The sequence below is a fragment of the Mesorhizobium sp. M0633 genome, from assembly GCF_040320645.1.
GTDB lineage: Bacteria > Pseudomonadota > Alphaproteobacteria > Rhizobiales > Rhizobiaceae > Mesorhizobium.
The window spans coordinates 193,433-219,507 of the sequence record NZ_JAMYQC010000009.1; the positions used below are offsets into that span (position 1 = coordinate 193,433).

Consider the following 26,075-nt stretch of genomic DNA (forward strand, 5'->3'; position numbering starts at 1 on the left):
GATGGACCAGAACAGCCTGCATCGCGTCGGCAACAAAGCGCTCGGAATCGTTCACGGCATCGGACTGTTCCTGGCCATGCTGGTCATCTGCCTGCCCGGCATCTGGATCGTGCTGTCGTCGCTGCGGCCGACCGTCGAAATCATGGCCAAGCCGCCGGTGTGGATCCCGCAGCAACTCTCGCTCGACGCCTACATCGCCATGTTCAGCGGCGTCGGCCAGGGCGGCATTCCGGTGCTCGACTACTTCCGCAATTCGCTGATCATCTCGGTGACCTCGACGGTGATCGCCATCGTCATCGGCATGGCCGGCGGCTACGCCTTTGCGCGCTACCGCTTTCGCGCCAAATCGGCGATGTTCCTCGGCCTGATGCTGACGCGCACGGTGCCCGGCATCGCACTGTCGCTGCCGCTGTTCTTCGTCTTTGCGCGGCTCGGCATCATCGACACGCATTTCGGGCTGATCCTGGTCTATGTCGCGCTGAACGTGCCGTTCACCGTCTGGCTGATCGACGGCTTTTTCCGCCAGGTGCCGAAAGATCTCGCCGAAGCCGCGCAGATCGACGGCTGCACGCGCTGGCAGGCCTTCTGGCAGGTCGAGTTTCCGTTGGCCGGGCCGGGCATCGCCTCGGCCGGCATCTTTGCCTTCCTCACCTCCTGGAACGAGTTCGCGCTCGCCTCGCAGCTGACGCGCTCGATCAACTCCAAGACCCTGCCGGTGGGCCTGCTCGACTATACAGCCGAATTCACCATCGACTGGCGCGGCATGTGCGCGCTCGCCGTGGTCATGGTCATACCGGCGCTCACGCTTACCTTCATCGTCCAGAAACACCTCGTCGGCGGCCTCACTTCCGGCGCGGTGAAAGGCTGACATGGCAACTGTATCGCTCAAGAACCTCACCAAAAGCTACGGCCCGGTGGCGGTGGTGCACGGCATCGATCTAGAGGTCGCCGACCGCGAGTTCATCGCGCTGGTCGGGCCGTCCGGCTGCGGCAAGTCGACAACTCTGCGCATGATCGCCGGCCTCGAGGCGATCAGCGACGGGATCATCGAGATCGGCGGCCGCATGGTCAACGACCTGCCGCCGCGCTCGCGCAACATCTCGATGGTGTTCCAGTCCTACGCGCTCTACCCGCATATGACGGTGCGCGAAAACCTCGGCTTCTCGCTCAAGATAGCGGGCGCCGCGAAAGAAGAAATGGACCGTCGCGTCGCCGAAGCGTCCGGCATTCTCGGCCTTGACCAATTGCTCGACCGCCGGCCGTCGCAGCTGTCGGGCGGACAGCGCCAGCGCGTCGCCATGGGTCGCGCCATCGTGCGCGATCCCGACGTCTTCCTATTCGACGAGCCGCTTTCCAATCTCGACGCCAAGCTTCGGACGCAGATGCGCACCGAGATCAAGAAACTGCATGCCAAGGTCCGGTCGACGGTGATCTACGTCACCCACGACCAGGTCGAAGCGATGACATTGGCCGACCGTATCGTCATCATGCGTGACGGGTTCATCGAGCAGGTCGGCACACCCGACGAGGTCTTCCGCCGGCCGCAGACCCGCTTCGTCGCCGGCTTCATCGGCTCGCCGCCGATGAATTTGCATGAGGCGGTTGTCGACGACGGACAGTTGCTGTTCGCCAGTGGCGAGAGATTGCCGCTGCCCAGCCAGTTCAAGGCAAATGTCGGGACTGGGGACAAGGTCGTGTTCGGCCTCAGGCCCGACGACATTTATCCGACCGGGCATGGCATCAGCTCCGGCGAAGACGTCGACGTCCACCAGCTGGAGTTGCCGGTGACCGTCACCGAGCCGCTCGGCAACGAGACGCTGGTGTTTGCCGAATTCAACGGCAGCGACTGGGTATCGCGGATGCTCAATCCAAAGCCGCTGAAAGCCGGCGACCGGGTCAAGATGAGCCTGGACCTGTCGCAGGCCCATCTGTTTTCCGCCGAAACAGGCAGGACATTGCGAGGTTAAAATCATGGCAAAGATCGAGAAAATCGAACTGCGGATGGTCGACCTGGTGCCGAAGGTCAAGCGCACCGATGCCATCCAGAGTTTTGTCAGCCAGGAAACACCGATCGTCACCATCACCGACGCCGACGGCGCGGTCGGCACCGGCTACAGCTATACGATCGGCACGGGCGGCTCCTCGGTGATGCGGCTGCTGGCCGACCACCTTGCGCCGCGGCTGATCGGCCGCGACGCCGACATGATCGAGGCGATCTGGCACGAGCTGGAGTTCGCCACCCATGCCACGACGATCGGCGCGATCACGGCAATCGCGCTGGCGGCCATCGACACTGCCCTTTGGGACCTGCGGGCCAAGAAACAGAGGCTGCCGCTGTGGAAGCTTGCCGGCGGCGCCAAGGACCGCTGCCCGCTCTACACGACCGAAGGCGGCTGGCTGCATATCGAAACCGAGGCGCTGGTCGCGGATGCGCTGGCCGCCAAGGCCAAGGGGTTTCGCGGCTCGAAGGTCAAGATCGGCAAGCCGCACGGCTCCGAGGATCTTGCCCGGCTGACGGCGGTGCGCCGGGCGGTTGGAGACTCCTACGAGATCATGACCGACTGCAACCAGGGCTTTTCTGTCGACGAGGCGATCCGCCGGGCCGAACGCCTGCGTGAACTCGACCTCGCCTGGATCGAGGAGCCGTTGCCGGCCGACGACATTGACGGCCATGTACGGCTGTCGAGGGCCACATCGACGCCGATCGCCATCGGCGAGTCGCTCTATTCGATCCGGCATTTCCGCGAATATATGCAAAAGGGCGCGTGTTCGATCGTGCAGGTCGATGTCGGCCGCATCGGCGGCATCACGCCGTGGCTGAAGGTGGCGCATGCAGCCGAGGCGTTCGACATACCGGTCTGCCCGCATTTCCTGATGGAATTGCATGTCAGCCTGACATGCGCCGTTCAGAACGGCAGATATGTCGAGTATATTCCCCAGCTCGACGAGCTGACCGGCAAGAAAATGCGTATCGAGGACGGGCACGCGCTGGCACCGGACGAACCCGGCATCGGCATCGACTGGGACTGGGATGCGATCAAGGCGAAGAGCATCGCGGAATTCACCATGGCGATAGAAAAATAGGAGGCGGACATGCAGCGAATGGGAATGGTGCTCGGCCTCAAGCCGGAGAAAGTCGCCGAGTATGTGCGGCTTCACGCTGCTGTGTGGCCGGACGTCCTCAAGATGATTTCCGCCTGCAATATCAAGAATTATTCGATCTATCTGAGGGAGCCGGAGCACCTTTTGTTCAGCACCTTCGAGTACCACGGCACCGACTATGCCGCCGACATGGCGAAGATGGCCGCCGATCCCACGACGCAGGAATGGTGGGCGCTCTGCATGCCATGCCAGGAGCCGCTGCCGACCCGCAAGGAGGGCGAGTGGTGGGCGTCGATGGACGAAGTCTTCCATTATGACTGATGACATTTTCGATCCTGCCTCGCTTTCCCAGGCCTGGGCACAGCCGTCAAAGCCCAGGCCGATCGTGATTTTCGGCGCCGGCTCGATCGTCGGCGATGCGCATTTCCCGGCCTATGGGAAAGCCGGCTTCCCGGTTGCCGGGCTTTTCGACCCCGACCTGGCCAAGGCGGAAAAACTGGCGCAGAGATGGGGCGTCACCGCTTACCGGTCGGTCGAGGAAGCTGCGTCAATCAAGGACGCCGTCTTCGATCTGGCGACGCCCCCGGCTCACCACGCCGGCGTGCTCAGGGCGCTGCCCGATGGTGCGGTAGCGCTGATCCAGAAGCCGATGGGCAGCAATCTCGCCGAGGCGACCGAGATCCTCGAAATCTGCCGCTCCAAAGACCTGAAGGCGGCGGTGAATTTCCAGCTTCGCTTCGCGCCGATGATGCTGGCGCTCAAGGATGCGATCGCCAAAGGCTGGCTGGGCGACGTGGTCGATTTCGATGCATGGCTGGCGCTGGCGACACCCTGGCAGCTCTGGGAATTCCTGTTGCAGGCGCCGCGCGTCGAGATCGCCATGCATTCCATCCATTATCTCGACCTGATCCGGCAATTGCTCGGCGACCCCAAGGGGGTTCACGCCAAGACGCTCGGCCATCCCGGCCACAAGGTTGCGCAAACGCGCACCAGCGCGATTCTCGACTATGGCGACACCGTGCGCTGTGCACTGTCGATCAACCACGATCACAAATTCGGTCGAAAACACCAGGCCTGCGAATTCCGCATCTGCGGTACCGAGGGCGCCGCTTACCTCAAACTGGGCGTCAACCTCGACTATCCGCGCGGCGAGCCGGACATTCTCGAAATCTACCCCAAAGACGGCACGGACTGGATTGCGGTTCCACTCGTCGGCGCATGGTTTCCGGACGCCTTTGCCGGCCGCATGGCCAATGTCCAGCGCTACGCGTTGAGCGAGGACGCCGAGCTTGTCAGTTCCGTCGAGGACGGCTGGAACACCATGGCGCTGGTCGAAGCCGCCTACCGATCGAGCGCGGCGCCGGCAACACCGATCGCGGCGAGGCCCTGACATGGAGCAGACAGTCTATTTCGAGGACTACCGGATCGGCTCGTCGCGCATGACCAGCGGGCGCACGATCACCGAGACCGACTTCGTCGTCCATGCTGGCCATACCGGTGATTTCTTTCCCCACCACATGGACGCCGAGTTCATGAAGACGACGCCGTTCGGGCAGCGCATCGCCCACGGCACGCTGGTGTTTTCGGTCGGCGTCGGGCTGACGGCCAGCGTCGTCAACCCGGTTGCCTTCTCCTATGGTTACGACCGGCTGCGCTTCATCAAGCCGGTGTTCATCGGCGATACGATCAGGACCCGCACCACCATCTCGGCCAAGGAAGACGACCCGAAGCGACCCGATTCAGGCCGGGTCGTCGAGCGCTGCGAGGTGATCAACCAGCATGGCGACGTGGTGCTGGTCGCCGATCACATCTACATCGTCGAGCGGCGCGACAAGCCGAGTTGAGGCTCGACGGATGGCGCTGAAAACCTAAAGACAAAAAAACCGCCTTGCGGCGGGTTCTCGGTGCGAATCAGCACCATACCCAAATTAGTAGCATAGCTGCCGGCACAAAGCAAGAACAAAATGTGGCGCTGTCGGCAAAAAATGCGAATGCACTTCACCCGTTCCCGTCTTTATCCGCTTGCCGAGGTCGGCTCAGGGGGCGCCTGCCCCGGAACGTTAAGGTGGAACTGTCGACAGGCAGCGGGTGGTGCCGACATCGGGAATTGGTCATATCCGGTTGACCGGATATACCGGCTTGCCGCCGCGCAGGACCGATGCGACATCGGCAAACACCTTGTTGCGAACCTCCGCGTAAGACTGGGTCGAGTAGTGCGCCGCGTGTGGACTGACCAGGACGGTGTCCAGCGCCAGCAGCGGATTGTCAGGCGAAGGCGGCTCCAGCTCGAACGTGTCGATGCCGGCGCCTGCCAGATGGCCGCGCCGGATCGCGTCCGCCAATGCGACCTCGTCGACCAGGCCGCCGCGGGCCACGTTGATGAGTATCGCCCCTTCCTTCATCCGCGACAGGGCTTCCGCCGACATGATGTTTCTGGTCTCCGGTGTCGCTGGAACGTGCAGCGAGACGATGTCGGCCCTGGCCAGCAGCTCGTCGAAGCCGACCGGTTCGGCACCACCGGCCGCGATGCGCTCGGCCGGCATATGCGGGTCGTAGGCGATGATGTGGTAGCCGAAGACCCGCGCCCGCTCGGCAGTCAGCCGCCCGATCTGGCCGAAGCCAATCAGGCCGAGGATCTGCCTGTCGGGCCGCGTGATGCCGGCGCCGTCGGTCATTGCAGCCCAGCGGCCGGCGTGCACCGCGCTGTCGAACTGTTTCAGCCTGCGCGTCAAGGCCAGGATCAGGGCCATGGCGTGGGTGCTGACTTCAACCAGATTGGCGTCCGGCACGTAGGTTACCTGAACACCGGCACGGCTGGCGGCCTCGACGTCGATCGAATCGAGCCCTACGCCGAACCGCCCGATGACCTTGAGCCTCTTCAGTTCCGCCAAAACGCGAGCCGTGATCGGCTCCCGCAATACCATCAATGCGTCGGCGTCGCGGCAGTGTTCGATCAGGGCATCTTCCGTGAGCAGCGTCTTTTCGACAAATTCGACGTTCAAGCCGTCGAGGTAGCGCAGCTGCTCCTCCTCGACTGACAGCACACCGTCGGTCTTGATGATCTTCATGGCAAACTCTTGCTATGAGGCGCTGCGCGCCGAGGCGACCCCGGCGGCAAGGCCGGCCCCGAGAAACATCGTGTCGCTGGCCAGCATGTAGAAGCTGATGCCGTGCCGCGACCATTTGCCGACATCATCCGCCGAAGGGCGAAAGATACCGACGGCCTTGCGGGCCGCGCGCGCCGCGGCCGCGATCCTCATAATCGCTGCATTGAGCTTGTCCTGGCCGGCGGGCCCCATCGCGTCGATCGAGACCGACAGGTCGCCGGGGCCAATGAAGACCACGTCGACGCCGTCGACCTGGACGATGTCGTCGATGTTGGCGAGGCCTTCGGCCGTCTCGACCTGGATGGCGACCGTCAGGACCTCGTTGGCCGATTTGAGGTAGTCCGGAATCCTGTAGCCATAACCGGCGGCGCGGCCCGGGCCGACACCGCGGGCGCCGACCGGCGGGTACCGGCAGGCCATGACCGCCATGCGCGCTTGCTCGGCCGTGGAGACGCGGGGTACCAGGACACCCGACGCGCCGGCGTCGAGCGCGGCCGCCATCCACTCCGGCGTGTGGCCGGGAACGCGCACCATCGCGGGAATCCTGTGGACATCGGCGGCGCGGATCAGATCCTCGAGCCGTTCGCGGCCGATCTGCGAATGCTCCCAGTCGATGCACAGGAAATCGACCCCGCTGGCGGCGGCCACTTCGACCGCCACAGGGTGCGGGATGGCACAGAAGGTACCGATGAGGCGATCGAGAGAGATACATTTCTTGCGAAAGTCGTACATGAAATCTCCAGAAATTTTCGGCGTCGGCAAAACCTGTGTGCGCTATGTGGCCCGCGCCAAAGGATGCACGGCTTCCGTCGACATCGGGAAATGCCGGCTGCCGCCTGAAAACGGCGGGAAGGTCTTGTAGTCGGCGCGCATCTCCAGCCGCGCCGGCGATTGCAGCGCGTGCGTCAATGCCGCGGGACTGTCGAACATGACCCGATTGCGCTGCATATGGTCGATCCGCGGCCAGGGAAGCGAACCGCACCAATCCAGTCGCGACAGAACCTCGATGTGGCGAATGCCGGGGAAGCCCCGCATCAATTGCGGATGATGCGTCACATAGTGGTAGAGCCAGGCATTCATGTCTTCGGCCGGCCCGGGATAGTGGACAAGATAGCTGCAGGGGAGCTCGGACGTCTTGACGCCAGCGTCATCGACGGGAAACGGACGCATGCACATTGCCTGTTGCGTCGGCCCCGAAGCGGCGATGCTCGACAGCATACCAGGTGCGGCAAGCGCCTGCAGATGGCCGGACGGCGCCAGCGCCGCCTCCATGTCCGCCAGTTCGTCGAAATAGAGCTGGAAGCCAAAGACCGGCGGTGGACCATCGTTGTTGAACATGTCCGTCGCCACTTCGGGCAGATAGATGTTGGCAAGCGCAAGGCCCGGCGTTGATGCAATCACACGCCGCACAGCGTCAACATCTTCGCCGGCGATGGCCAAATTTGCCTCGCGGTCATCATGGAAGAAAGCAAGATAGGCAAAGCGCATGTGGACACCTGCTGGATCGAGTTCGACTAGATCAAATTCGGAAGAAAGAGAGCGATCTGCGGAAAGAGGACAATCAGCTGGATCAGCAGAAGCGTCAGCGCGATGTAAGGCGCCGCAGCCATGGCAACCGTCTTGAGCGATGTGCCTTTCGGCGCAACGCCGATCATGATGAACAGCAGCAGACCAAACGGCGGCGTGGTGAAGCCGACCTCATAGGCGAGCAGCAGGATCAGCCCGAACCATACCGGCTCGTAGCCGAATTGCTGGGCGATCGGCAGGAAGATCGGCAGCGTGATCAGCATCATCGAGACCTGATCCATGAACATGCCGAGCAGCAGGATGACGAGCACCATCATGAGCAGCATGGGATACGGTCCAAGATCGTAGCCCACGATGAACTGGATAAAGCCGTTGGAGGCGCCGGAGAAGGCGAATATCTGCGAGAACGTCGTCGAAGCCGAGATGATCAGGAAGGTCATGCCGGTGACCTTCATCGCATCATCCAGCGACTTCCAGACAACCGACCAGCTGAACCGTCGGTAGACAAACAACAAGGCGAAGACGGCGGCACAGCCGAGTCCGGCCGATTCCGTCGGCGTCGCTATCCCAAGGATGATCGTGCCGACCACCATGAACACGATGACGCTCATCGGAATGATGTTGACGGCAACCGCCCTCACCTTCTCGGCCGCGGGAACGGCGGGTACCGGATAGTGCGGAGCGGCGTCCGGATCGATCTTTGTCTGCGCGAAGATCAGCGCCGCGTACATGACAACGAGCAGCAGTCCGGGCAGAGCCCCCGCTATGAGCAGCGCGCCGACGTCGATCTGGGCAAGCGAGCCGAGCAAGACGGCCAGCGAGGATGGCGGGATGATGACGGCAAGGCTTCCGGCGCCAAGCACCGGGCCGTAGGCCATATGCGGCTTGTAGCCTCGCTTCAGCATCTCGGGCACCATCAGCGAGCCCATCATGCCGGTATTGGCAAGGCTGGAACCTGACAGCGCCGAAAAGATCGTGCCGGCGGCGAGGACGACATAGGCGAGGCGTCCGCGCAGATTGCCGACGCACAGGTCGAGCGCGTAGATGACTTTCTCGCCGAGGCCGGAGCGGAAGAACAGGCTGCCCATGACGAGAAACATCGGCAGCGGAGCAAGCGCATAGGTCGAGACAGCGTCGGAGAAGTTGGCGACCATCTGCGTCACGCCGATCGAACCGCCGAAGAACAGGTACAGCCCGATCACATTGGTGACGAAGAACGCGAAGGCGACCGGCAGCCCAAGCCCCATCAACACCAGGATGGTGCCAACGAGCACGGCGAATGGAAACAGCCAGGCCACCGGTCAGAGCCCTTCCATTTCCAGCGGATCGAGCGTGTACAGCGTGTCACGGCCGAGCAGATATCTGAGCCATTCCAGCGCCGAGAGATAGAAGGCGAGCATGATGGGCAGAAAGACCAGCCATTTCGGCATATCGAAACTGCGCGTTTCGTATTCGCCGCCCGCAACGGCACTTGTCAGCGAAGACAGAGCGACGCTGCCGAGGTAGAGGCTGACGGCAATGCAGGCGAGATAGACCAGCTTTTCAAGCACCGCCCGTGCCCGCACCGGCAGCGCCTGGCGCAGGAACTCGACGAAGACATGGCCCTTGCTGTGGACCAGCCAGGGCATCGGCAGAAATGCCGCATAGAGCAGACCGTATTCCGTTGCGGACACCGCCCAGGCAAGCGGCCTCAGGCCGAGATTGCGGACGCACACATCAGCAACCACCGCGACGATGATGAGGCCAAGCACCACTTTTGCCGCCGCCGCCAACGCAAGGCTCAGCTTCCCGATCGCTGCAAACAATCCGTCCATTTCCGACGACCCTCATGTCCACCTTGATGAAGGGCGCACCAGCACCCTCGGCTCGGGCTACTGGAAGAATTTCTTCAACTGATCGATGTTGGTGGGATCGCGTTTGGCCATTCTCGCCCAGCTCGCCTGCGTGGCAGCCGCCAGGAATTTGTCGCGGCCGGCGCCGGTCAAGCTGATCACCTTCTGCCCGCCGCCGATCATTGCCTGTGCCTGCTTTTCGGACTCGGCGAGATTGGCGTCATAGCTCACGCGCTCGTATTCGACGGCCGTGTCGGCAAGCAGCTTCTGCGCCTCGGGTGACAGCGTGTCCCATTTCGCCTTGTTGATCGAGATCAGCACATCGGTTTTGAAGAATTGCGGGTCGACACGGTATTTGGTGAATTTGTCCCAGCCGAACGACGCATAACCAAATACCGTGTAGGCGTTGGCATTGACGACGCCGCGCTCGAGCGAGGTGTAGACATCCCCCGGCGCCTGCACGATCACCGTCGCGCCTAGCGATTCGAGGAAATCGCGGTAGAGCGGCGAGGAACGGATTTTCAGGCCACCCCAGTCGATGCTGCCTTCGCTATTGAGCTTGGGTTCGTCGACGGTGAAGACGTTGAAGCCCGAACCCGCGTCGACATGCGCCAGCAGATGGGCATTGGCCTTCTTCTCGAAAATTCCGTTGATGAAATCCCAGCCGCCATTGTCGCGGACCTCCCACGGCGTCTTCGACGATGCGGAGAAAACCTCGCCTTCGGGCACGAGCTCCAGGAACTGCCCTGCCGGTGTGTCGATCACATCGATCAGGCCCCTCCTGAGCGCCGCGCCCTGCTGGATCGGCGGAATGACCTCCGGCCCGCCACGGACGTTGATCTGGACCACGCCCTTGCCCTTTTCGTTTACTTTCTGAACGAATTTCAGGAAGCTCTGGGCGTAGCCGTTCTGCGTCGGCGTAAAATGCACGGCGTTGAGGACGACCTCTTCGGCCGTGGCGATACCCGCTACACCCGACATGAGTGCAGCCAAAACAAGGGATTTCCAAATGCGCATTGCCGTACTCCCTCTGATAGTTCGCCCATGATCCGGCCCATGATCGGGCCGATCTGAAATTGCAATCGCTGCGCCGCCGCGTGAACGGCGGTTAGTTGGCATCATCTCCTACTGTCAGGAACCGTCCATGCGCGTAGAAGACCGGCGATCGGTCAGCGCGGTCCAGCGCGACGCCTGAGACGATGCCGATGACGATCATGTGCGACGCCCGCACAATGATTTCGGCCACCCGGCATTCGAATATTGCCCGTGCGCCGACAAGCAAGGGCGCGCCGGTTTCGCCACGCACCCATGATCCGGTCGAGAACCGCGCGGCGCCCTTGGCTTTGGTCATGCCGCCAAAGGCACGTACAACGTTCTCCTGGTCGCCGGCGGGAAGATTGACCGAAAACGGCAAACCTTCGCGAATGGCCGAGGCAAAGGTGCTGCCGCGGTTGACGCAGGCCAGCAGCGACGGCGGCTCGGCGCTGAACGAGCAGAGAGCCGTCGCCGTGATGCCGCAAAAACCGATCTCGTCATGTTCCGATGCGAGGATGGCGACCGAGCCCGCCACGGCCCGCATCGCCTGCTTGAAGGCGCGCGGATTGATGGCGTCGTGCCCATGCACCCACGGGGTCGGAATGGCGGCCGCCGGCATCAATTGACTCGAAGCCCGGCCTGGCGCATCAGCGGCAGCACGCGGTCGCAGAAGAAGGGCAATTCGTAGGTGTAGTTGACGAATGTGAGGGCGGCGCCGGAATAACCCTGGTCCATGATCTCGGTGAGATCGTCGACGATCTTTTCCGGCGTTCCGATGAGCGGGAACGTTCCGGCACCACCGGCGAACCTTTGCCGATATTCGGTGAAAGCCTTCGCATCGTGCGAGTTCGCGAATTCCTTCTTCTTGCGCATGTGCTCGTCGACCGCACCCTCGTCCGCGCATTCCAGCGCGTAGTGCCGGTAGTAGTCCTCGGCTTCCTGCTGGGTCTCCCGGCAGACGACGTGACAGACCGTATAGACGCCGACTTCGCGCCCGACTTCGGCCGCGCGGTTGGTAATGTCGACCACATGCGCACGGCCGTCGGCAATTTCGGAAAAAGTCGAAAACAAATAGTCGCAGTGGCGCGCCGCATAGTTGCGCCCCGGCGCGCCGAAGGCGGCGTTCATGGTCACCGGTCGTGGCGCCTGCAGACTTGGCGGGCGGCTGACCACCCCCTTCAGATCATAGAACTCGCCGCCGAAGTCGAACGGCTCCCTCGATTGATAGGCACGCACGATGATGTTGATCCATTCCTCCGCTTGATCGTAGGTTCGATCGCCGACCGTCTGCCCGAACATCGCGAACTCGTCGGGGTTCCAGCCGCAGACAATGTTCAAGCCAGCCCGCCCGTTGGAGATGTGGTCGACCGTCGCCAGCGCTTTTGCAGCCTGCAGCGGATGTACCAGCGGCACATGCACGGTCATGAACAGGCCGATGTTCTCGGTGGCGACAGCAAGTCCCGCCGCCCAGGTGAAAGTCTCGAACGACCATTCCCGCACATGCGTCAGACCGCCGAAGCCGCGCCATCGGGCGATCGGCAGCAGAAACTCGAGGCCGGCGCGATCGGCGATACAGGCGGAGTTGAGGTTGTCTTCCCAGCGGGCACGCCAGCGCTCGGGAACGGTGGTCATTGCCAGGCCGCCATCGGCATTCATTGAAAAGACGCCGAGCTTGAACCTGTTCGGCCCTTTCAGCGGGTGCTGCTTCCTGATCATGCTTTCCCCCGACGCGACATGCCCTCACCTTCACCGTTGGAGTTTTGAAACGGCGGGCTCAGCTTCATGAAACGCTCCTCGGCGTTCTGAATGAAGTGGGTCATGCGGTCGTAAGCGGCGACGGCGTCGCGCTTGACGAATGCCTCATAGATTGCGCGCATGCCGGCAACGATAACGGCCTGCGTCGGCTGGTGCGACAGCGTCCTTAAGCGGACGACGAGCACGTGATCGGCGAACCTTGCAATCGTTTGTGAAAGGCGCTCGTTCGCGACGGCGCCGAGCCAACAATTCCTGAATGCCGAATTGGCCTGGAAAAAGCGGTCGGCATCGCCGGCGGCGGCCGCAGCCTCGGCCTCCCGAAGCGCGGCTGCCAGCGTCTTGAGGCCAGCGGCGTCAAGTGTCCGTGCGGCGTGCGCGGCGGCACGCGGCTCGAGCAAGCGGCGGACCTCGAAGATGTCGGCGACATCCGTCGCGGTAAGCGTGGGCAGGGTGAAGCCGCGTGTGGTGCCGACGAGATAGCCCTCATGCACCAACTGCATCAAGGCGTCGCGAACAGGCATTCTGGAAATACCGAGCTGGGCGGCAATATCGACGTCGACGAGCTTCTGGCCAGGCGCCAATTCGCCATGCTGTATCGTCAACCGGATTTGTTGATAGACCTGGGCACGCAGATTGCCATCGCCAACCCGTTTGAGCTCTATCGTTTCCGTCATCCACGCCTTCCCATGCGAAGATTTCGTATATCGTTTGAGGCTGTGTTCTCGTAGTCGTGCCGTTTGAAATGCAGCCACGTGTCGTCAGAAATCGACCTATCAGCCATGTTCCCGGCTCAAGTGGAGCATAGGCTGGATCACCTGGCAAGATGTTTTAAGTTTATAATGTATACTGTTTGAGTTCGCTGTCCGGAGGGCAATGGATCGCGCCATCTGTGCTGCCGCGCCGCGCGACGGCGGGGACAGCTAACGATCCGTGCGGTTCGGTAAAAAACGTACAGACGTTTTTCCGTGACACATCGAAGTTGACGGATTTAACTAAAATTACTTGCGATCTGCGCGCGCCGGCACGCCCACCCCGATCCCCTCGCCGGTACGCATTACTGGATCGCCCGCCGTGTCGAAAGGTGCGGCGGGCTTTTCGTTTCGTTTGGCGGGGAGGCGCTTATGCGAGACTTGCCCAGGAATATCGACGCCGACGTCGTGATCGAAATCAGCAAGCTGCTCGACGACCGGGCGAAGTCCGTGCCGGTGCCGGTGCACAAGCTGGCGGCGATGATCCGGCTGGGCGTCGAGACCCGTCTGACCGATCACTCCATCGAGGAGCTGATCGTGGAAATGGCCGCGACGCGCGGGCTTCCGATGCTGTTCGACTTGCCGGTGGCAAATGTCGACAATGTCGTGCCGTTCGCCTCGGCGCGGCGTCCCCGCTGACACTTCGCTCGAACCACACCGATCATCGCGTCGCCGCCCGACTTCACTTGCCCTGATGCGCGGGCCGAGTGTCGCCTTTCTTTTCGGGGTCGTGGGTATGGTGGCTGTCGCGTTCGCCGCCGCCGCCGGAGACCTTGCTGTGGCTGCGACGGTCGGAGTCGGCCGGCGGCTTTTCGACGCTCAGCGGCTTCTTGGCGTTTTCGTGCGCGGCGCCGGGACCGCCCTGGCGGATGCTGGCAGGAGTCTTCTTCGACGTGGACATGACCTAGCGATCCTGGACGTTGCCTTGATGGGTGGTGTTGACCTTCGTATTGCCTTGCTGGCCCTGCTTGTCGGGATCCGGCACGGTCGATTGCGGCGCCTGGTCGGCTGCTACCGATTTTTTGTCACCGGCGCCCTTTGGGCTCAGATTCTTCGGCGGCACAGGCGGAGGTTTTGTGCTCATGGCGTTTCTCCTTCCGCCACCCAAACAAGCGGCTCGGGAGAAAGGTTCCCGAGGGTCCGATACTAACGGTGATTGCCGCAACGAGCCGGGTCCACAGGCCGTGGCTTGGGGCCGGCGGGATCCAGGATTATTTCTTGATGATGTTTCCGTTGTTCAGATCGAAGGCCTGGGCACCGAACGCCTGCCTGAAGAAATCCTCCTGCAGATCGCCCCATTCGCCGAGATAGGCGCCGCAATTGCTGCAATGGATCGGCGTCGAATCCTTCGGGTTGTCGGGAATCTCCATCAGGATCGTCCCGCACGCCTTGCAATCGAGCTTGTCATCCAAACGGCGGCCCATTGGCACATGATCGCGCGTTTTCGGCCGCGCGCCAATTGTCGTTTTCGTACGAGGCTGCGAACGGTACTTTTCCACCTGCAGGCGGGCAGTAGGCTATCGGTCTGCCGGATTTCCGAACGCCGGATCTCGCCGCCTCGAATACGTCCCCACCCGCGGCAGCTCGTCTGGAAAGTCGACCCAGGGAAGCCTCATGTCCCAATATGCGTGAGCCTGCGGCGGAAACCGTTCGGGATGATCGAGGAAGCCGATCGCCAGATAGAGTTCGTCGGGCAGGCCCTGGTCGACATAGCCGATCGATGTTCCGCAATCCGCACAGAAGGACCGAAGCACGCCTGGGGTTTTCGAAAAGGTCTTCGGCGTGCCGGTGAGCAACGAGAATTCGGAAGGCCGATAACCGACCCACACCGTTAGTGGGCTTCCTATCGCCTTGCGGCAGTCGTCATCGTGATCGGAGCAAATCCAGAAAGGCTCGCCGCGCATCTCCGCCGTTATGGCGCCGCAAAAACAGGACCCCGTTTCAGTTCGTGGTATTGCCTTGCTGCTGGATTTCATTGCTGGCCTTACGTCATTGCTGGCCTGGCATTTCGGTATTTTCCTTGGGGTTCTTTTTGATGCCGGCGGCAGGCGAGGTGTCGGCTGGAGCATTGCCACCCTGGTTCTGCTCAGGGGCTCTTTTGAGCGGCGAGGTTTGCCAGCCCATATCGCCGTACAAAAAGCCTATGAGAAAGCCGACGATAATAATGGCCGAAATCACCATCGCAATTAACGCGTTACGTCGCTCCATTTCGCGCGGCTCCTTTCTTCGAGCCGAACAAACGATGGCGGAAATGGTTCCGGCGAGACGGACCGGCGTGACGGTACGGACCCAGCCCGGAACATTCAGCCTCACCGCGGGGTTCGTATGAGTGCTCTTCTACAGGGAGTGGCTTGCATGAAACCCGCCGTAACCGATCGCATCCAAACCAAGAAATACGACCACCCGACAGGCGGCTGGGGATCGCTCAAATCCCTGGTCCGCAAGGCGCGCGGCGAAGGCCTGCTATTGTCCGGGATATGGAGCACGCTGCTCAAGCAGAACAAGGCCGACGGCTATATGTGCGTGTCTTGCTCATGGGCAAAGCCAGCCCAGCCGAGACCGTTCGAATTCTGTGAAAACGGTGCCAAGGCGACGATGTGGGACCAGACCAAGCTGCGCTGCGAAACCGCTTTCTTCGCCGAGCATTCGGTGACGGAACTGCTCGATTGGCCGGACCACGATCTGGAGAAGCAGGGCAGGCTTACCGAGCCCATGCGCTACAATGCCGCCACCGACCGTTACGAGCCGGTCTCCTGGGACGATGCGTTCCGCGACATAGCTGCCGAACTGCGGCGGCTCGATCCCAAATCGGTAGTGTTCTACACGTCTGGCCGCGCCTCGCTCGAGGCCTCGTTCATGTACCAGCTTTTTGCACGAATCTATGGGTCTTCGAACCTGCCCGATTCGTCCAACATGTGTCATGAATCGACCTCGGTCGGCTTGCCGGAATCGATCGGCTCCCCGGTCGGGACCGTGCAGCTCGAAGACTTTGCGAAATGCGACATGATGTTCTTCTTCGGGCACAACACCGGGGTGACGGCGCCGCGCCTGCTGCATCCGCTGCAAGAGGCACGTCAACGCAACGTGCCCGTCTTTACCTTCAATCCCTTGCCAGAGCGGGGACTGAAACGCTTCAAGAACCCGCAAAACCCTGTCGACATGCTGTCGCCCGGGCCTGGCACCAAAATGTCCAGCGACTTCTTCCAGGTTCGTTCGGGCGGCGATATCGCCGCGATGACGGGTATCGCCAAGGCCTTGCTGGCGCTCGACGATGCCGCCCGCGAAAGCGGCAGGACGCGTGTCCTCGACCCGGCTTTCATCGCCGAGCACACGCATGGCTTCGCCGAATTCGAAGCCTTCCTGCGCAAAACCCAGTGGAGCGATATCGTCGCGCGATCCGGCATTGCGCAGACCGACCTGGAGCATGTCGCCGAGGTCTACAGCCATGCCAACGCGGTGATCGGCAATTACGGCATGGGCTTGACCCAGCATCGGCACGGCACCGAGAACGTCCAGATGCTGTGCAACCTTTTCATGCTGCGCGGCAATATCGGAAAACCCGGCGCCGGCATTTCGCCGCTGCGCGGCCATTCCAATGTCCAGGGGCAGCGCACCGTCGGCATATCGGAAAAGCCCGAGCTCGTCCCGCTCGACAAGTTCGCCGAATTCTACGCCTTTGAACCGCCGCGCGAGAAAGGTCTCGATACGGTCGAGACGTGCGAAGGCGTCATCGACGGATCGGTCAAGGGCTTCGTCGGGCTCGGCGGCAATTTCGTGCGGGCCGTGCCGGAAACCGGCCTGGTCGAGAAAGCCTGGCGTGGGCTCGACCTGCATGTCGAGATCGCGACCAAGCTCAACCGGAGTCACCTGATCGCCGGGCGGACAACCTATTTGCTGCCTTGCCTGTCACGGCTGGAAAGAGATCATCAGGCAAGCGGCGACCAAAGAGTGTCGATCGAGGATTCCACCGCCTGTATCCACGGCTCGTTCGGATCGCGACCTCCGGCTTCGCCGAATCTGCTTTCCGAACCCAGGATCGTTGCCGAGCTTGCCAAGGCGACAGTGCCGGGCAGGAGTTCGATCCCATGGGACGAGTGGGTTGGGGATTATTCCCGCATCCGCGACGAAATCGAGCGCTGCTACCCCCAACACTTCCGCGACTTCAACGAGCGTTTCCTGACGCCCGGCGGCTTCCATCGCGACATCAAGGCGAGCAAGCGGGTGTGGGAGACGCCGAACAAGAAGGCCAACTTCAAGCTGCCAAGTGGCCTTGAAACCGATCCCGACATCGATGTCGCCGGCGATGATGTGCTGACACTGATCACGGTCCGCTCCAACGATCAGTTCAACACGACCGTCTACGGCTACAACGACCGGCTGCGCGGCATCAGCGGCACACGCATGGTGCTGTTGATGAGCGAGAAAGATATCCAGCGCCTCGGTTTGAGCGTGGGACAGGAGGTCGATCTCGAAGCCAACGCGCAGGACGGTGTGGAGCGCCGCGTGCACGGACTGCGCATCACGCCTTACTCGGTGCCGGAGGGAAATTGTGCCGGTTATTTATCCCGAGCTCAACCCGCTGGTTCCTTTGTGGCACAGAGCCGAAAAGGCTCATGTTCCGGCGGTCAAATCGGTACCGGTGCGGATATTGCCATAGGCGTTTGTCGTTCGCGGCAGGCACGCACCACGCCGATGTGACCTGGCGCGACTTTCAAATCGCGACCTCAGCCGGCTCGTGCGAGTTCATCCACGGCATTCAGGATCGCACTCTGGCTCGCCGGCTTCTGCACGATCCTGCAAGCGCGGAACCCGGCCGGAATTTCGCGTTCGCCAAAGCCGGAGAGGAAGGCGAACGGAACACCACGCGTCCGCAACGCTTCCGCAATGGGATAGCTGGTTTCGTCGTTCAACTGGATATCCAGTAACGCCGCGTCGACGCCGCCTTCGCCAATGAGCCGGAGTGCCGCCGTCACCGACGAAACAGGTCCAGCCACCTGATGGCCGGCTTTGCGCAGGTAAGCCGCCGCATCGTCGGCGATCAGCCATTCATCCTCGACGATCAGCACACGCACCTTTCCGGTCACGACGATTCCTCGCGGGTCAGAGGGAATGCGATTTCCGCCTCCAAACCATTTGAGCGGAAACTTGTTTCAACTTTTCCGCCCAGCCTATAGCCGATTTCTCCGCGCAGAAGGGTAAGGCCGAAGCCGCTGTCGGTTGGCTCCTTGATGCGAGGGCCGCCCTTCTCGCGCCAGACGAGCTTGAAGGTTCCATCCACCACCGACCATTTCACAATTATCCGCCCGGCAGGCTTCGACAGTGCGCCATATTTGGCGGCATTGGTCGCCAGTTCATGGATTGCCATGCCGAACGAAAGCCCCTGTACAGGCTTGAGGCTTACCCGCTTGCCATCGAGCTCGAACCGTTCGGCCCCGAAGGCTTCGAGTTCCTGGTGCAGCAGTTCCTCGACGGAGGCTTCCGTCCAGCTCTCGCGCGAGAGCAGACTATAGGCTCGTGACATTGCATGCAGGCGCCCGATCAAGGCTTCGGCGAACTCCTCTTTCGACGCCGAGTATTCGCGCGTCCGGTTGGTGATGCTGGCGACGACCGCCAGCATGTTCTTGACGCGATGGTTCAGCTCCGAGATGAGCACCTGCTGACGCTCTTCCGCCTGCGCCAGCGTCGTCACGTCGATCATGGTCACGACCACGCCTTGGATGCTGCCGCCTTTGTCCCGGTAAGGGTTGATGCGAACCAGATAGAACCGGCCCTTGTCGTCGCGCGCAAGGTGATGGTTCAGGGTCTCTCCCGTCTCGAACACCGCCTGGATGTGCCGCTTCAACTCGGGGTAGTCGAGCTGGCTCGAAAGATCGGTCAGCGGTCGGCCGACATCGGACGGACGCAAGTTGAAGAACGATGACGCGGCGGGAGTAAAGGTCCGCACCACAAGGTTGCGGTCGAGGAAGATGGTGGCGATTTCCGTGCTTTCGAACAAGTTTCTGAGATCGCTGTTGGCGCGATCGAGTTCCTCTATCTTGCCGGTCAGCTCCGCGTTGATGGTGTTTAGCTCTTCGTTGAGCGACTGCATTTCCTCCTTCGAGGCCTCAAGCTCATTGGTCGACTGTGCCTCTTCATTGACGGAGAACGTCTTCGTCTTTAAGCTGGAAAAGTCGTGACCGGAATGGCCGCGCAGAGTGGGGTCGATTTCATCGGCGGCCCGATCCATGTCAGCCTTGTGCTCGCCACCCCCCTCGGCCAGCCCGTTCAGCACATTGAAGCCGCGGCCAAACGCCTGAAGCTTTGCGCCGATCTCCTCGGCGGGCGCTGCGATATCGATCAGGCCGCTCGAAATCGCGCTTTGCGGCATGTCCGGGTTGCGCGCGCCGGAACCGTCGGAGGTTTGGGCAATCGTCAGTCCGCCATGTTCCTTGATCGCCCGGGCGCCCAGCGTGCCGTCCGAATCGCCCCCCGACAGGATGATGCCTATGGCGTACTCCCCTTGGTCCTCGGCCAGTGCACGGAAGAAGATGTCGATCGGTTTGCGCTCGCGGTTAAGCGTGTTCGGCCGGCGCAGCGAAAGCGCGCCCTTACGGATGGTGAGGACGACGTTTTGCGGCATCACATAGACTTGGTCGGGTTGGACCGCCATGCCCTCCTCGGCGACGATGACCGGCATGCCGGTGTAACGTGCGATAACGTCATGCAGCAGGCTTTCGCGCTCTGGGCTCAGATTAGTGACGACGACGAACGCCATGCCGGTGCCGCCGGTCAGCCCTTTGAACAGGCCCTCCATCGCGGGAATGCCGCCGTCCGATGCGCCGACGCCGACAATGGGAAATCTTCCGTTCTGGAACACCATGCCACGCCTCGGTAACAGCCGCGGCTGCGAAACCGCCAAATCGGACCTCAGACTAATGCATGTCGCGCAAAAGTGTGCAGCGGTTTTGCGATAACGAGATGAATAAAAACAACAGCCTAAAGCGCGTCGCATGAGGCCGGCAAAACGCGACGTGCTTTAGGGACCGGACCGAGCCTCATGCCAGTAAATAGTCCTCGAACGGAACAAAGCACCGCCGGTGGGCATTAACATCCGGTTTTCGAGGCGGTTCCAATGGCAAAACGACCACCTGAGATAAAGCCAGCAAAATGTCCGCGCCGACAGCCGTGACTCCCGCAGAAAGAAGGAACAATGAGGTGCGCGACCTGCAAGGCTTGCATATCCTGATCGTCGAGGACGAATGGATGCTGGCGGGCGATCTTGCACGTTATTTCAGCAAGATGGGCGCCGTCGTGCTTGGCCCCGTGGCGACAGTCGAACAGGCGTCGAAGCATACCGATGAGGCGGAAGCCGCAATCCTGGACGTCAATCTCAACGGAAGACGGGTATTCCCGATCGCGGACGAACTGATGCGCCGCGGCGTGCCGTTCGTGTTTTTCAGCGGCGACGAAGACATCGTTATTCCTGAGCGCCTTCGGTATGCCAGCAGCCTCAGAAAATCCTCGGACGGCCAGGCTGTTTTCGATGCTCTCTTCCCCTCCGAGCCCAAAGCATCAAGCGGAAATCTGGCGACCGAGCCGTCAGACGACGTATTTTCCCTGCTGCCTAAGCTCAGGCTCGCAGCGCGTCTGCTGCTGGGAGACGTTGACGCTTCCGACCGGCTGGTCGAGCGGACGCTCGAGCAGGCGATCGGCGAGATCGACAGGAGACGATCCGGTTCCTCCACTGAGGACTGGCTTAACGGCATCATGCGAAACATCGTCAAGGCACGCGGAGCAAACCTGCTGCACTGACCATGCCCGCCGGCAACTAGTATCTCTGCACATGGATTATGACTCTTTGGCGGTTGGCTTTGGATAGGCCTTGGCCAATTTGAGGCGCGCCTGTTCGGTTGAGAACATCCAGTTGCGGCGGTGCTCCGCCTGGTGTGGCCTTCACCTACGCTCGGGGCATTCATGCCGAACGGATATTGCAGGGCTTCTCCGGCATCCTGCAGGTCGATGGCTATGCCGGATACAACAGACTGATCGCACCTGACCGTGTCGGCTCGGACATCCGGCTTGCCTATTGTTGGGCACACGCTCGCCGCAAGCTGGTGGAGATAACCCGCAACGGAGCAGCACCTATCGCCGAAGAGGGCGTCAAGCGGATCAGCGAACTGGATCGGATCGAGGCCGAACTGCGTGGCCTTGATCCGGAGGCTCGCCTCGCCGGACGACAGGAACGATCAACGCCACTGGTCACCGACATGCAGACCTGGCTCGTCCATCACCGCGCCCGTGTCGCGACCAAGTCTCCACTCGGCGAGGCCTTGGCGTACATCGCCAAATATTGGGATGGTTTGAAGCTCTTCCTGACCGACGGCCGCATCGAGATCGACAACAACAGCGTCGAGCGAACCATCCGGCCGATGCCCTCAATCGCAAGAATGCACTCTTTGCGGGGCACGACGCTGGAGCCGAGAACTGGGCCACCATCGCATCGCTCATCGAGACCTGCAAACTCAACGCCGTCGATTCGCAGGCCTACCTGACCAATACGCTCACCGCCATCGTCAACGGTCACAAGCAGAGCCGGATCGATGAGCTGCTGCCTTGGGCTTACAAGGGGAAGTAATGTGGCCCCGAAGACTACAGTCGGCCCAAAGCGGACTTCGGAAGGTACGCAGATAGAGGATCGGCGAATGCCCCAAAGCCCGCACGCAGGGTGTGGACTCAGGGCGTTCCAGCGTCCTCAGTCTATGGCGAGAGAACTCGACAGTTCTCGGTACGCTTCGATCTGCTGCTGCAAGAGAGCAATCTTCTGCTCCGCCACCTGGATAGCGTCAGAGCCAGCGAGGAAGCGCCGTGGCAGTTCGTCCTGCTCAGCGAGCGTGATTAGAGCGCGTGCCAGCTTAGCGGGGTCACCGCCCTGCTTGCCGTGCTGGGACGTCCAGAAGGCAATCTGTGCCGTGCGTCGCTCGTGATAATCTTCGATCGCGATTTCCGCGTAACTAGTGGACTCCTCGGTCAGAAGCTCCGTGCGGAAAAAGCCTGGGTTGACGATCATCGTCTCGACGCCGAACGGACCGACTTCAGTCTGCAGCGCTTCCATCCAGCCATCGAGGCCAAACTTCGAAGCAGAGTAGGCTGTGCAGAATTCAAAGCCCATCAGACCTGCCGTCGAGGAGATCGAGACGATCTGGCCGGAGCGCTGCTTGCGCATGACCGGAAGGAACGCCCGCGTCACTATCATCGGACCGTCAAGGCTCGTGCTTAGCTGCAACTGCATCTGCTTGGGAGACAGTTCCTCGAAATACCCGGCGTAGAAGCTGGCCGCGTTGTTGACCAGCACGTCGATCCGTCCGAACCGCTCAAGGGTCGCCTGCGCGGCGGCGTCGGCGTCAGCGGCCTTGGTGACATCGAGTTTCACGACAAGAAGGTCGTCGGAAGCACCTAGAGCGTTCGCCACCTTGTCTGGATTACGGCCAGTCGCGACCACCTTGTGGCCGGCTGCCAGGGCCGCCTTGGCAATGTCCAGGCCGAGGCCACGTCCTGCCCCGGTGATGAACCACACTTTGTTACTCATCTCATGTGTCCTTTCATGTTGTCAGCCCTTCACCGATCTTGCGGCGCATGGGGCTGCAAGACAGTTGTTCACATCGCCTGCACGGTCGGGCGGACCAGGATCCCGTTGAGGGACGTCCGCTTCGGCCGGCTGAGAGCAAAGGCTATGATTTCGGCGATGTCTTGAGCCGGAATTGCAACGTTGTCGCGGTAGTCCTGAGCAGACTTTTTGCTTTCCTCGTGTGTGATGTGGTCGGATAATTCTGTCGCCACCGCACCAGGCTCGATGACTATCACGCGGATGTCTGGCTGGAGTTCGACGCGAAGCGCCTCGGACCAGCCGTTGATCCCCCATTTGGTTGCCGAATAGGCAGCGAACCCGGCTGGAGCTACGCGACCTGCCACAGAAGAGATGTTCACCAGATCTCCCTTCTTGGCGCGGAGTTGGTCAAGGAAAACCTCAGTCACAGTCATGGCACCCAGGAGATTGGTTTCGACCATCTGCCGATGCTCGGATCGCTTGTCCGATCCAAACGGCGCTGTGAGCATCACGCCTGCGTTGTTGACTAGAACATCGGCGCCGCCGAACTCCTGGACGCGCGCGGCGGCTCCAGCGATGGAGTCCCGGTCGGTCACGTCAGCCTGGATCGCGATAGCGCCTTCGCCGAGTTCGTCTGCGAGTGCCGCGACACGCTCGAGGCGCCGCCCTAGAAGGGCTACGCGATATCCTTCTGAAAGAAGCTCACGTGCCAGCGCCTCACCGATTCCGGAGGATGCACCAGTGATTACAGCGACCCGATTGTTGTTATTCATGGCAGTCTCCTTCGTTGTGCTCTCTGGCTGGCCCTACCGATCCGGAAAGACCGGAGCGAGGACCACAGAGGTGGCAGCGCCTCGGACAAGAAGCGCCGCAGGTACCCGGCTAGACTTCAGCCCGTCGGTTCTTGTGGGTTGGTCACCTGACCGGTGACATGCCGGTTCCGCCCTTGGAACTCGTTCCAAGTTTTGCGCCGGTATCGATCATCGCGAGCATTGGTGGGCTGAGACGCGCGCCCTGGACCGTGATCCGGGCAAAGCCGTCATCGATCTCCTTGACATCGGCCGCACTCAACTGGACCTGCAGCGCGTCCATGTTCTGGTCCATCTGGTCCTCCGTTATCGGGCCGGGAATGGGCACGATCCACGGCTTACGGGCGAGCAACCAGGCAAGGGCGACCTGGCCGGGCGCAGCCTGATGACGTGCGCCTACGCGCTGTAGCAGTTCGACCACCGGCCAGTTGGCGCGGCGGGCTTCAGGCGTGAAGCGCGGCAGGTTGGCCCGTAGGTCGGCAGGGCCATGCACGAACATGGGGGTGACTGTACCGGTCAGGTATCCCATGCCGAGCGGGCTCCATGGCACGAACCCGATGCCAAGCTCCTCGCAGGTCGCCAGAACCTCCACCTCCGGATCGCGGGTCCAGACAGAGTATTCATTCTGCACCGCCGTGACTGGCTGCACTTTGTGGGCGCGGCGGATGGTCGCTTCGCCTGCAGCGGACAGGCCGAAGTGGCGGACCTTGCCTTCACGGACCAATTCCTGCACCGCTCCGGCCACGTCTTCGACGGGCACGGTCGGATCGACACGGTGTTGGTATTGAAGATCAATGTAGTCCGTCTTCAAGCGGCGGAGCTGTTGCTCGGTCACCCGCTTGATATTGTCAGGGCGGCTGTTGACGCCTGTGACCTGGCCTTCGGGCGTGATGTCGAAGCCGAACTTGGTCGCGATGATCACCTGGTCGCGGATCGGCGAAAGCGCCTCGCCAACAATATCCTCGCCCAGGAAGGGTCCATAGACTTCAGCGACGTCGAAAAAGGTCACGCCCCGGTCATGCGCCGCCCGGATGATCCGCACGGCCTCCTGCCTGTTCGTGGGCGGGCTGTACATCCCGGCAAAGTTTTGGCAGCCCATCCCCATGGCAGAGACTTCCAGCGAGCCGAGCATGCGACGCTGAAGGTTCGATGACCTTGCACCTGTGGCTGCGGCACCCGATGTTGCCGTTTGAGCTCTCGACTCGGAAAGAGGCAGCAGCGACGCTGCGGCGATGCCTAGCCCAGCGGCGAACAATTTACGGCGGCTTGGCATCTCGGGAGCGCCTGTTTCGAAATCGTCTGCATAGTTCTTCATGGTGCTGCACCTCCACTGGGTTTGATCAACCTCCGAAACACATCAGCGTTTGCGGCTGTGTCTTCGTAAGTGAGCGCAGAATACGATGGCCGTTCTTTTCAAAAAATGGCATTCGGGTTGATGCGACATTAACCAGAGGTTCATAATGGACAAGGATCAGCTTGATGGGCTTGTGGCGTTTGCGCTTGTCGCCGAGAAGCGGAACTTCACGGCGGCGGCAGAAGCACTCAGGGTTTCGCCGCCTGCGATAAGCAAGATGATCAGACACCTCGAAACTCGCCTGGGCGTCACCCTGCTTACAAGAACGACACGAGCTACGAGCTTGACCGAAGCCGGGGAGAAATTCCTGCAACAGGCGGGACCGGCGCTGGATGCGATCCTTTCCGCTATGAAGGACGCGGGAAGCGCAGCGGACAAGCCTGCCGGTCGTCTGCGCTTGAATGTCCCGCAGACCGTCTATCCGAACTTCCTTAGGCCGCTGATCGCGACCTTTATCGAAAAGTACCCGGATGTGACGGTTGAGATCTTCTTCGAGAACGCGGCCACCAACATATTCGAGCGCGGGTTTGATGCAGGAATACGGGTGTCAGACATCCTTGCCAAAGATGTCGTGGCGCTCAAACTCTTCGGTCCCGTCCGATGGGTTGTGGCTGCTGCACCGGCCTACCTTGACAAGCATGGGCACCCTGAACATCCAAAAGACCTGTTGGCCCATCCTTGCATCTGCGCGGGAGCTGGCAATCGTGTGTACGATCGGTGGGAGTTCGAGAGCGACGGCAAGGAATTTGAGGTTCAGGTAAAGGGGCCGCTGATCCTCAATGATGTTCTGCTGGCGATCGATGCGGCCGTCGACGGCTTAGGGGTCGTTTACAGCCCTGAAGAAGCGATCAGCGACAAGTTGACGAGCGGCAAGCTCGAAGTCGTTCTGGACCACTTCACCGGGACAAGCTCGGGTGTGTACCTCTACTACCCGCAGCGGTCTCAAGTTCACCCCAAACTGCGGGCCTTCATCGAACATCTCAAAGGCCTGGAGAAGAGGTAGCGCGAGCTTCCTATTGGACGCAGCTTTCGCTTCCCACAGAACCGCTGTCAACGCGAAGAATATTGACGGCCTTCGTCACCTTGGTGCTGCGGATCGCAATCCAACAACGTCCGCTGTTGTGATGGGTTTCGGATGCCGGCCGTCTACTGAGATGGCGTGGCTCGAGGCCGGCGTCCGGAAGCCTCCAGGGAAGGAACCCGCGGGGTGGAGATTTCGGTT

Annotated in this window: 28 protein-coding genes and 2 pseudogenes; 11 read left to right on the top strand and 19 right to left on the bottom strand. The window is 61.5% G+C overall.

The genetic code is table 11. From position 1 onward, the window contains the following. The first annotated feature begins 1 nt into the window (after window position 1). The 6 genes from NKI47_RS12630 to NKI47_RS12655 are packed head-to-tail and all read left to right on the top strand — an operon-like array spanning window position 2 to window position 4,946. Window positions 2-868 carry a carbohydrate ABC transporter permease gene (locus NKI47_RS12630; protein ID WP_352451567.1) on the top strand — a complete coding sequence of 289 codons (867 nt, stop codon included), beginning with the start codon at window positions 2-4 and terminating at the stop codon, window positions 866-868. A gap of 1 nt (window position 869) precedes the next feature. Next, window positions 870-1,967, top strand: a complete 1,098-nt coding sequence (locus NKI47_RS12635) for an ABC transporter ATP-binding protein (RefSeq protein WP_352590377.1) — start codon at window positions 870-872, stop codon at window positions 1,965-1,967. A gap of 4 nt (window positions 1,968-1,971) precedes the next feature. After that, window positions 1,972-3,084 (top strand): mandelate racemase/muconate lactonizing enzyme family protein, encoded by a 1,113-nt coding sequence (locus NKI47_RS12640; protein ID WP_352590379.1) that lies wholly within the window; start codon window positions 1,972-1,974, stop codon window positions 3,082-3,084. Window positions 3,085-3,093: 9 nt separating this feature from the next. After that, on the top strand, window positions 3,094-3,423 hold the full coding sequence (locus tag NKI47_RS12645; protein ID WP_023676093.1) for an L-rhamnose mutarotase: 330 nt from the start codon (window positions 3,094-3,096) through the stop codon (window positions 3,421-3,423). Beyond that, window positions 3,416-4,492, top strand: coding sequence for a Gfo/Idh/MocA family protein (locus tag NKI47_RS12650; RefSeq protein ID WP_352590382.1), 1,077 nt, complete (start codon window positions 3,416-3,418; stop codon window positions 4,490-4,492). The genes NKI47_RS12645 and NKI47_RS12650 overlap by 8 nt, the downstream gene beginning before the upstream one ends. A gap of 1 nt (window position 4,493) precedes the next feature. Then, window positions 4,494-4,946, top strand: a complete 453-nt coding sequence (locus NKI47_RS12655) for a MaoC/PaaZ C-terminal domain-containing protein (RefSeq protein WP_352569274.1) — start codon at window positions 4,494-4,496, stop codon at window positions 4,944-4,946. A 267-nt stretch (window positions 4,947-5,213) separates the two neighbouring features. Here NKI47_RS12655 and NKI47_RS12660 read toward each other — a convergent pair whose 3' ends face one another. The 9 genes from NKI47_RS12660 to NKI47_RS12700 all read right to left on the bottom strand — a co-directional run bounded on the left by NKI47_RS12660 (window position 5,214) and on the right by NKI47_RS12700 (window position 13,032). Then, a complete protein-coding gene (locus NKI47_RS12660) occupies window positions 5,214-6,170 on the bottom strand; it encodes a C-terminal binding protein (protein ID WP_352590385.1) in 957 nt (318 codons plus the stop codon). Between the two features lie 12 nt (window positions 6,171-6,182). Next, the gene (locus NKI47_RS12665) at window positions 6,183-6,941 is read right to left on the bottom strand and encodes an HpcH/HpaI aldolase family protein (protein WP_352590388.1); all 759 of its coding nucleotides are present in this window, start codon (window positions 6,939-6,941) and stop codon (window positions 6,183-6,185) included. Between the two features lie 42 nt (window positions 6,942-6,983). Beyond that, the gene (locus NKI47_RS12670; RefSeq protein WP_352590391.1) at window positions 6,984-7,697 is read right to left on the bottom strand and encodes a hypothetical protein; all 714 of its coding nucleotides are present in this window, start codon (window positions 7,695-7,697) and stop codon (window positions 6,984-6,986) included. A 26-nt stretch (window positions 7,698-7,723) separates the two neighbouring features. Next, window positions 7,724-9,034, bottom strand: a complete 1,311-nt coding sequence (locus NKI47_RS12675) for a TRAP transporter large permease (protein WP_352590394.1) — start codon at window positions 9,032-9,034, stop codon at window positions 7,724-7,726. A gap of 3 nt (window positions 9,035-9,037) precedes the next feature. Further along, window positions 9,038-9,550: a TRAP transporter small permease gene (locus tag NKI47_RS12680; protein WP_352451558.1), complete on the bottom strand. Its 513-nt coding sequence runs from the start codon at window positions 9,548-9,550 to the stop codon at window positions 9,038-9,040. A 57-nt stretch (window positions 9,551-9,607) separates the two neighbouring features. After that, a complete protein-coding gene (dctP, locus tag NKI47_RS12685) occupies window positions 9,608-10,585 on the bottom strand; it encodes a TRAP transporter substrate-binding protein DctP (RefSeq protein WP_352590397.1) in 978 nt (325 codons plus the stop codon). A 91-nt stretch (window positions 10,586-10,676) separates the two neighbouring features. Further along, entirely contained in the window at window positions 10,677-11,222 is a 546-nt protein-coding gene (locus NKI47_RS12690) for a flavin reductase family protein (protein ID WP_352590400.1), read from the bottom strand. Continuing rightward, window positions 11,222-12,316, bottom strand: a complete 1,095-nt coding sequence (locus tag NKI47_RS12695) for an LLM class flavin-dependent oxidoreductase (RefSeq protein ID WP_352451596.1) — start codon at window positions 12,314-12,316, stop codon at window positions 11,222-11,224. Before NKI47_RS12695 ends, NKI47_RS12690 begins: the two co-directional genes overlap by 1 nt. Further along, window positions 12,316-13,032, bottom strand: coding sequence for a GntR family transcriptional regulator (locus NKI47_RS12700; RefSeq protein ID WP_352590403.1), 717 nt, complete (start codon window positions 13,030-13,032; stop codon window positions 12,316-12,318). Before NKI47_RS12700 ends, NKI47_RS12695 begins: the two co-directional genes overlap by 1 nt. A gap of 447 nt (window positions 13,033-13,479) precedes the next feature. On the opposite strand from NKI47_RS12700, the gene NKI47_RS12705 reads away from it, so the two are divergent. Next, window positions 13,480-13,746: a hypothetical protein gene (locus NKI47_RS12705; RefSeq protein WP_352590406.1), complete on the top strand. Its 267-nt coding sequence runs from the start codon at window positions 13,480-13,482 to the stop codon at window positions 13,744-13,746. Between the two features lie 43 nt (window positions 13,747-13,789). Here NKI47_RS12705 and NKI47_RS12710 read toward each other — a convergent pair whose 3' ends face one another. The 5 genes from NKI47_RS12710 to NKI47_RS12730 all read right to left on the bottom strand — a co-directional run bounded on the left by NKI47_RS12710 (window position 13,790) and on the right by NKI47_RS12730 (window position 15,315). Further along, window positions 13,790-14,008, bottom strand: coding sequence for a hypothetical protein (locus tag NKI47_RS12710; RefSeq protein ID WP_352590409.1), 219 nt, complete (start codon window positions 14,006-14,008; stop codon window positions 13,790-13,792). A gap of 3 nt (window positions 14,009-14,011) precedes the next feature. Beyond that, window positions 14,012-14,191: a hypothetical protein gene (locus NKI47_RS12715; RefSeq protein ID WP_031193315.1), complete on the bottom strand. Its 180-nt coding sequence runs from the start codon at window positions 14,189-14,191 to the stop codon at window positions 14,012-14,014. 127 nt (window positions 14,192-14,318) lie between these two features. Further along, window positions 14,319-14,477: a hypothetical protein gene (locus NKI47_RS12720; protein WP_023676108.1), complete on the bottom strand. Its 159-nt coding sequence runs from the start codon at window positions 14,475-14,477 to the stop codon at window positions 14,319-14,321. A 147-nt stretch (window positions 14,478-14,624) separates the two neighbouring features. Continuing rightward, entirely contained in the window at window positions 14,625-15,176 is a 552-nt protein-coding gene (locus tag NKI47_RS12725) for a GFA family protein (RefSeq protein WP_352590433.1), read from the bottom strand. Further along, window positions 15,097-15,315, bottom strand: coding sequence for a hypothetical protein (locus tag NKI47_RS12730; RefSeq protein WP_254818791.1), 219 nt, complete (start codon window positions 15,313-15,315; stop codon window positions 15,097-15,099). The genes NKI47_RS12725 and NKI47_RS12730 overlap by 80 nt, the downstream gene beginning before the upstream one ends. A 147-nt stretch (window positions 15,316-15,462) precedes the next feature. On the opposite strand from NKI47_RS12730, the pseudogene NKI47_RS12735 reads away from it, so the two are divergent. Continuing rightward, window positions 15,463-17,764, top strand: a pseudogene (locus NKI47_RS12735) (FdhF/YdeP family oxidoreductase). A 67-nt stretch (window positions 17,765-17,831) separates the two neighbouring features. On the opposite strand, the gene NKI47_RS12740 reads toward NKI47_RS12735, so the two are convergent. Continuing rightward, window positions 17,832-18,173: a response regulator gene (locus tag NKI47_RS12740; protein ID WP_352590412.1), complete on the bottom strand. Its 342-nt coding sequence runs from the start codon at window positions 18,171-18,173 to the stop codon at window positions 17,832-17,834. Window positions 18,174-18,187: 14 nt separating this feature from the next. Next, window positions 18,188-19,966, bottom strand: coding sequence for a chemotaxis protein CheB (locus NKI47_RS12745; protein WP_352590414.1), 1,779 nt, complete (start codon window positions 19,964-19,966; stop codon window positions 18,188-18,190). A gap of 335 nt (window positions 19,967-20,301) precedes the next feature. Here NKI47_RS12745 and NKI47_RS12750 point away from each other — a divergent pair, with 335 nt between their 5' ends. After that, the gene (locus NKI47_RS12750) at window positions 20,302-20,898 is read left to right on the top strand and encodes a response regulator (RefSeq protein WP_036238319.1); all 597 of its coding nucleotides are present in this window, start codon (window positions 20,302-20,304) and stop codon (window positions 20,896-20,898) included. Between the two features lie 116 nt (window positions 20,899-21,014). After that, window positions 21,015-21,721 (top strand): annotated as a pseudogene (gene tnpC, locus NKI47_RS12755) (IS66 family transposase); the annotation flags it as partial. A 117-nt stretch (window positions 21,722-21,838) separates the two neighbouring features. On the opposite strand, the gene NKI47_RS12760 reads toward tnpC, so the two are convergent. The 3 genes from NKI47_RS12760 to NKI47_RS12770 all read right to left on the bottom strand — a co-directional run bounded on the left by NKI47_RS12760 (window position 21,839) and on the right by NKI47_RS12770 (window position 24,631). Continuing rightward, on the bottom strand, window positions 21,839-22,672 hold the full coding sequence (locus tag NKI47_RS12760; protein ID WP_352590416.1) for an SDR family NAD(P)-dependent oxidoreductase: 834 nt from the start codon (window positions 22,670-22,672) through the stop codon (window positions 21,839-21,841). A gap of 68 nt (window positions 22,673-22,740) precedes the next feature. Next, a complete protein-coding gene (locus NKI47_RS12765; protein WP_352590419.1) occupies window positions 22,741-23,463 on the bottom strand; it encodes an SDR family oxidoreductase in 723 nt (240 codons plus the stop codon). A gap of 142 nt (window positions 23,464-23,605) precedes the next feature. Continuing rightward, entirely contained in the window at window positions 23,606-24,631 is a 1,026-nt protein-coding gene (locus tag NKI47_RS12770; RefSeq protein ID WP_352590436.1) for an aldo/keto reductase, read from the bottom strand. 328 nt (window positions 24,632-24,959) lie between these two features. Here NKI47_RS12770 and NKI47_RS12775 point away from each other — a divergent pair, with 328 nt between their 5' ends. After that, a complete protein-coding gene (locus tag NKI47_RS12775; protein WP_023676118.1) occupies window positions 24,960-25,856 on the top strand; it encodes a LysR substrate-binding domain-containing protein in 897 nt (298 codons plus the stop codon). Window positions 25,857-26,075: the final 219 nt, after the last annotated feature.

What these genes read in the sequence shown, in the direction of transcription:
- NKI47_RS12630 (WP_352451567.1), top strand. Translation starts at nt 2, where the DNA reads ATGGACCAGAACAGCCTGCATCGCGTCGGCAACAAAGCGCTCGGAATC.
- NKI47_RS12635 (WP_352590377.1), top strand. Translation starts at nt 870, where the DNA reads ATGGCAACTGTATCGCTCAAGAACCTCACCAAAAGCTACGGCCCGGTG.
- NKI47_RS12640 (WP_352590379.1), top strand. Translation starts at nt 1,972, where the DNA reads ATGGCAAAGATCGAGAAAATCGAACTGCGGATGGTCGACCTGGTGCCG.
- NKI47_RS12645 (WP_023676093.1), top strand. Translation starts at nt 3,094, where the DNA reads ATGCAGCGAATGGGAATGGTGCTCGGCCTCAAGCCGGAGAAAGTCGCC.
- NKI47_RS12650 (WP_352590382.1), top strand. Translation starts at nt 3,416, where the DNA reads ATGACTGATGACATTTTCGATCCTGCCTCGCTTTCCCAGGCCTGGGCA.
- NKI47_RS12655 (WP_352569274.1), top strand. Translation starts at nt 4,494, where the DNA reads ATGGAGCAGACAGTCTATTTCGAGGACTACCGGATCGGCTCGTCGCGC.
- NKI47_RS12660 (WP_352590385.1), bottom strand. Translation starts at nt 6,170, where the DNA reads ATGAAGATCATCAAGACCGACGGTGTGCTGTCAGTCGAGGAGGAGCAG.
- NKI47_RS12665 (WP_352590388.1), bottom strand. Translation starts at nt 6,941, where the DNA reads ATGTACGACTTTCGCAAGAAATGTATCTCTCTCGATCGCCTCATCGGT.
- NKI47_RS12670 (WP_352590391.1), bottom strand. Translation starts at nt 7,697, where the DNA reads ATGCGCTTTGCCTATCTTGCTTTCTTCCATGATGACCGCGAGGCAAAT.
- NKI47_RS12680 (WP_352451558.1), bottom strand. Translation starts at nt 9,550, where the DNA reads ATGGACGGATTGTTTGCAGCGATCGGGAAGCTGAGCCTTGCGTTGGCG.
- dctP (WP_352590397.1), bottom strand. Translation starts at nt 10,585, where the DNA reads ATGCGCATTTGGAAATCCCTTGTTTTGGCTGCACTCATGTCGGGTGTA.
- NKI47_RS12690 (WP_352590400.1), bottom strand. Translation starts at nt 11,222, where the DNA reads ATGCCGGCGGCCGCCATTCCGACCCCGTGGGTGCATGGGCACGACGCC.
- NKI47_RS12700 (WP_352590403.1), bottom strand. Translation starts at nt 13,032, where the DNA reads ATGACGGAAACGATAGAGCTCAAACGGGTTGGCGATGGCAATCTGCGT.
- NKI47_RS12705 (WP_352590406.1), top strand. Translation starts at nt 13,480, where the DNA reads ATGCGAGACTTGCCCAGGAATATCGACGCCGACGTCGTGATCGAAATC.
- NKI47_RS12710 (WP_352590409.1), bottom strand. Translation starts at nt 14,008, where the DNA reads ATGTCCACGTCGAAGAAGACTCCTGCCAGCATCCGCCAGGGCGGTCCC.
- NKI47_RS12715 (WP_031193315.1), bottom strand. Translation starts at nt 14,191, where the DNA reads ATGAGCACAAAACCTCCGCCTGTGCCGCCGAAGAATCTGAGCCCAAAG.
- NKI47_RS12720 (WP_023676108.1), bottom strand. Translation starts at nt 14,477, where the DNA reads ATGGAGATTCCCGACAACCCGAAGGATTCGACGCCGATCCATTGCAGC.
- NKI47_RS12725 (WP_352590433.1), bottom strand. Translation starts at nt 15,176, where the DNA reads ATGCTCCAGCCGACACCTCGCCTGCCGCCGGCATCAAAAAGAACCCCA.
- NKI47_RS12730 (WP_254818791.1), bottom strand. Translation starts at nt 15,315, where the DNA reads ATGGAGCGACGTAACGCGTTAATTGCGATGGTGATTTCGGCCATTATT.
- NKI47_RS12745 (WP_352590414.1), bottom strand. Translation starts at nt 19,966, where the DNA reads ATGGTGTTCCAGAACGGAAGATTTCCCATTGTCGGCGTCGGCGCATCG.
- NKI47_RS12760 (WP_352590416.1), bottom strand. Translation starts at nt 22,672, where the DNA reads ATGAGTAACAAAGTGTGGTTCATCACCGGGGCAGGACGTGGCCTCGGC.
- NKI47_RS12765 (WP_352590419.1), bottom strand. Translation starts at nt 23,463, where the DNA reads ATGAATAACAACAATCGGGTCGCTGTAATCACTGGTGCATCCTCCGGA.
- NKI47_RS12770 (WP_352590436.1), bottom strand. Translation starts at nt 24,631, where the DNA reads ATGCTCGGCTCGCTGGAAGTCTCTGCCATGGGGATGGGCTGCCAAAAC.
- NKI47_RS12775 (WP_023676118.1), top strand. Translation starts at nt 24,960, where the DNA reads ATGGACAAGGATCAGCTTGATGGGCTTGTGGCGTTTGCGCTTGTCGCC.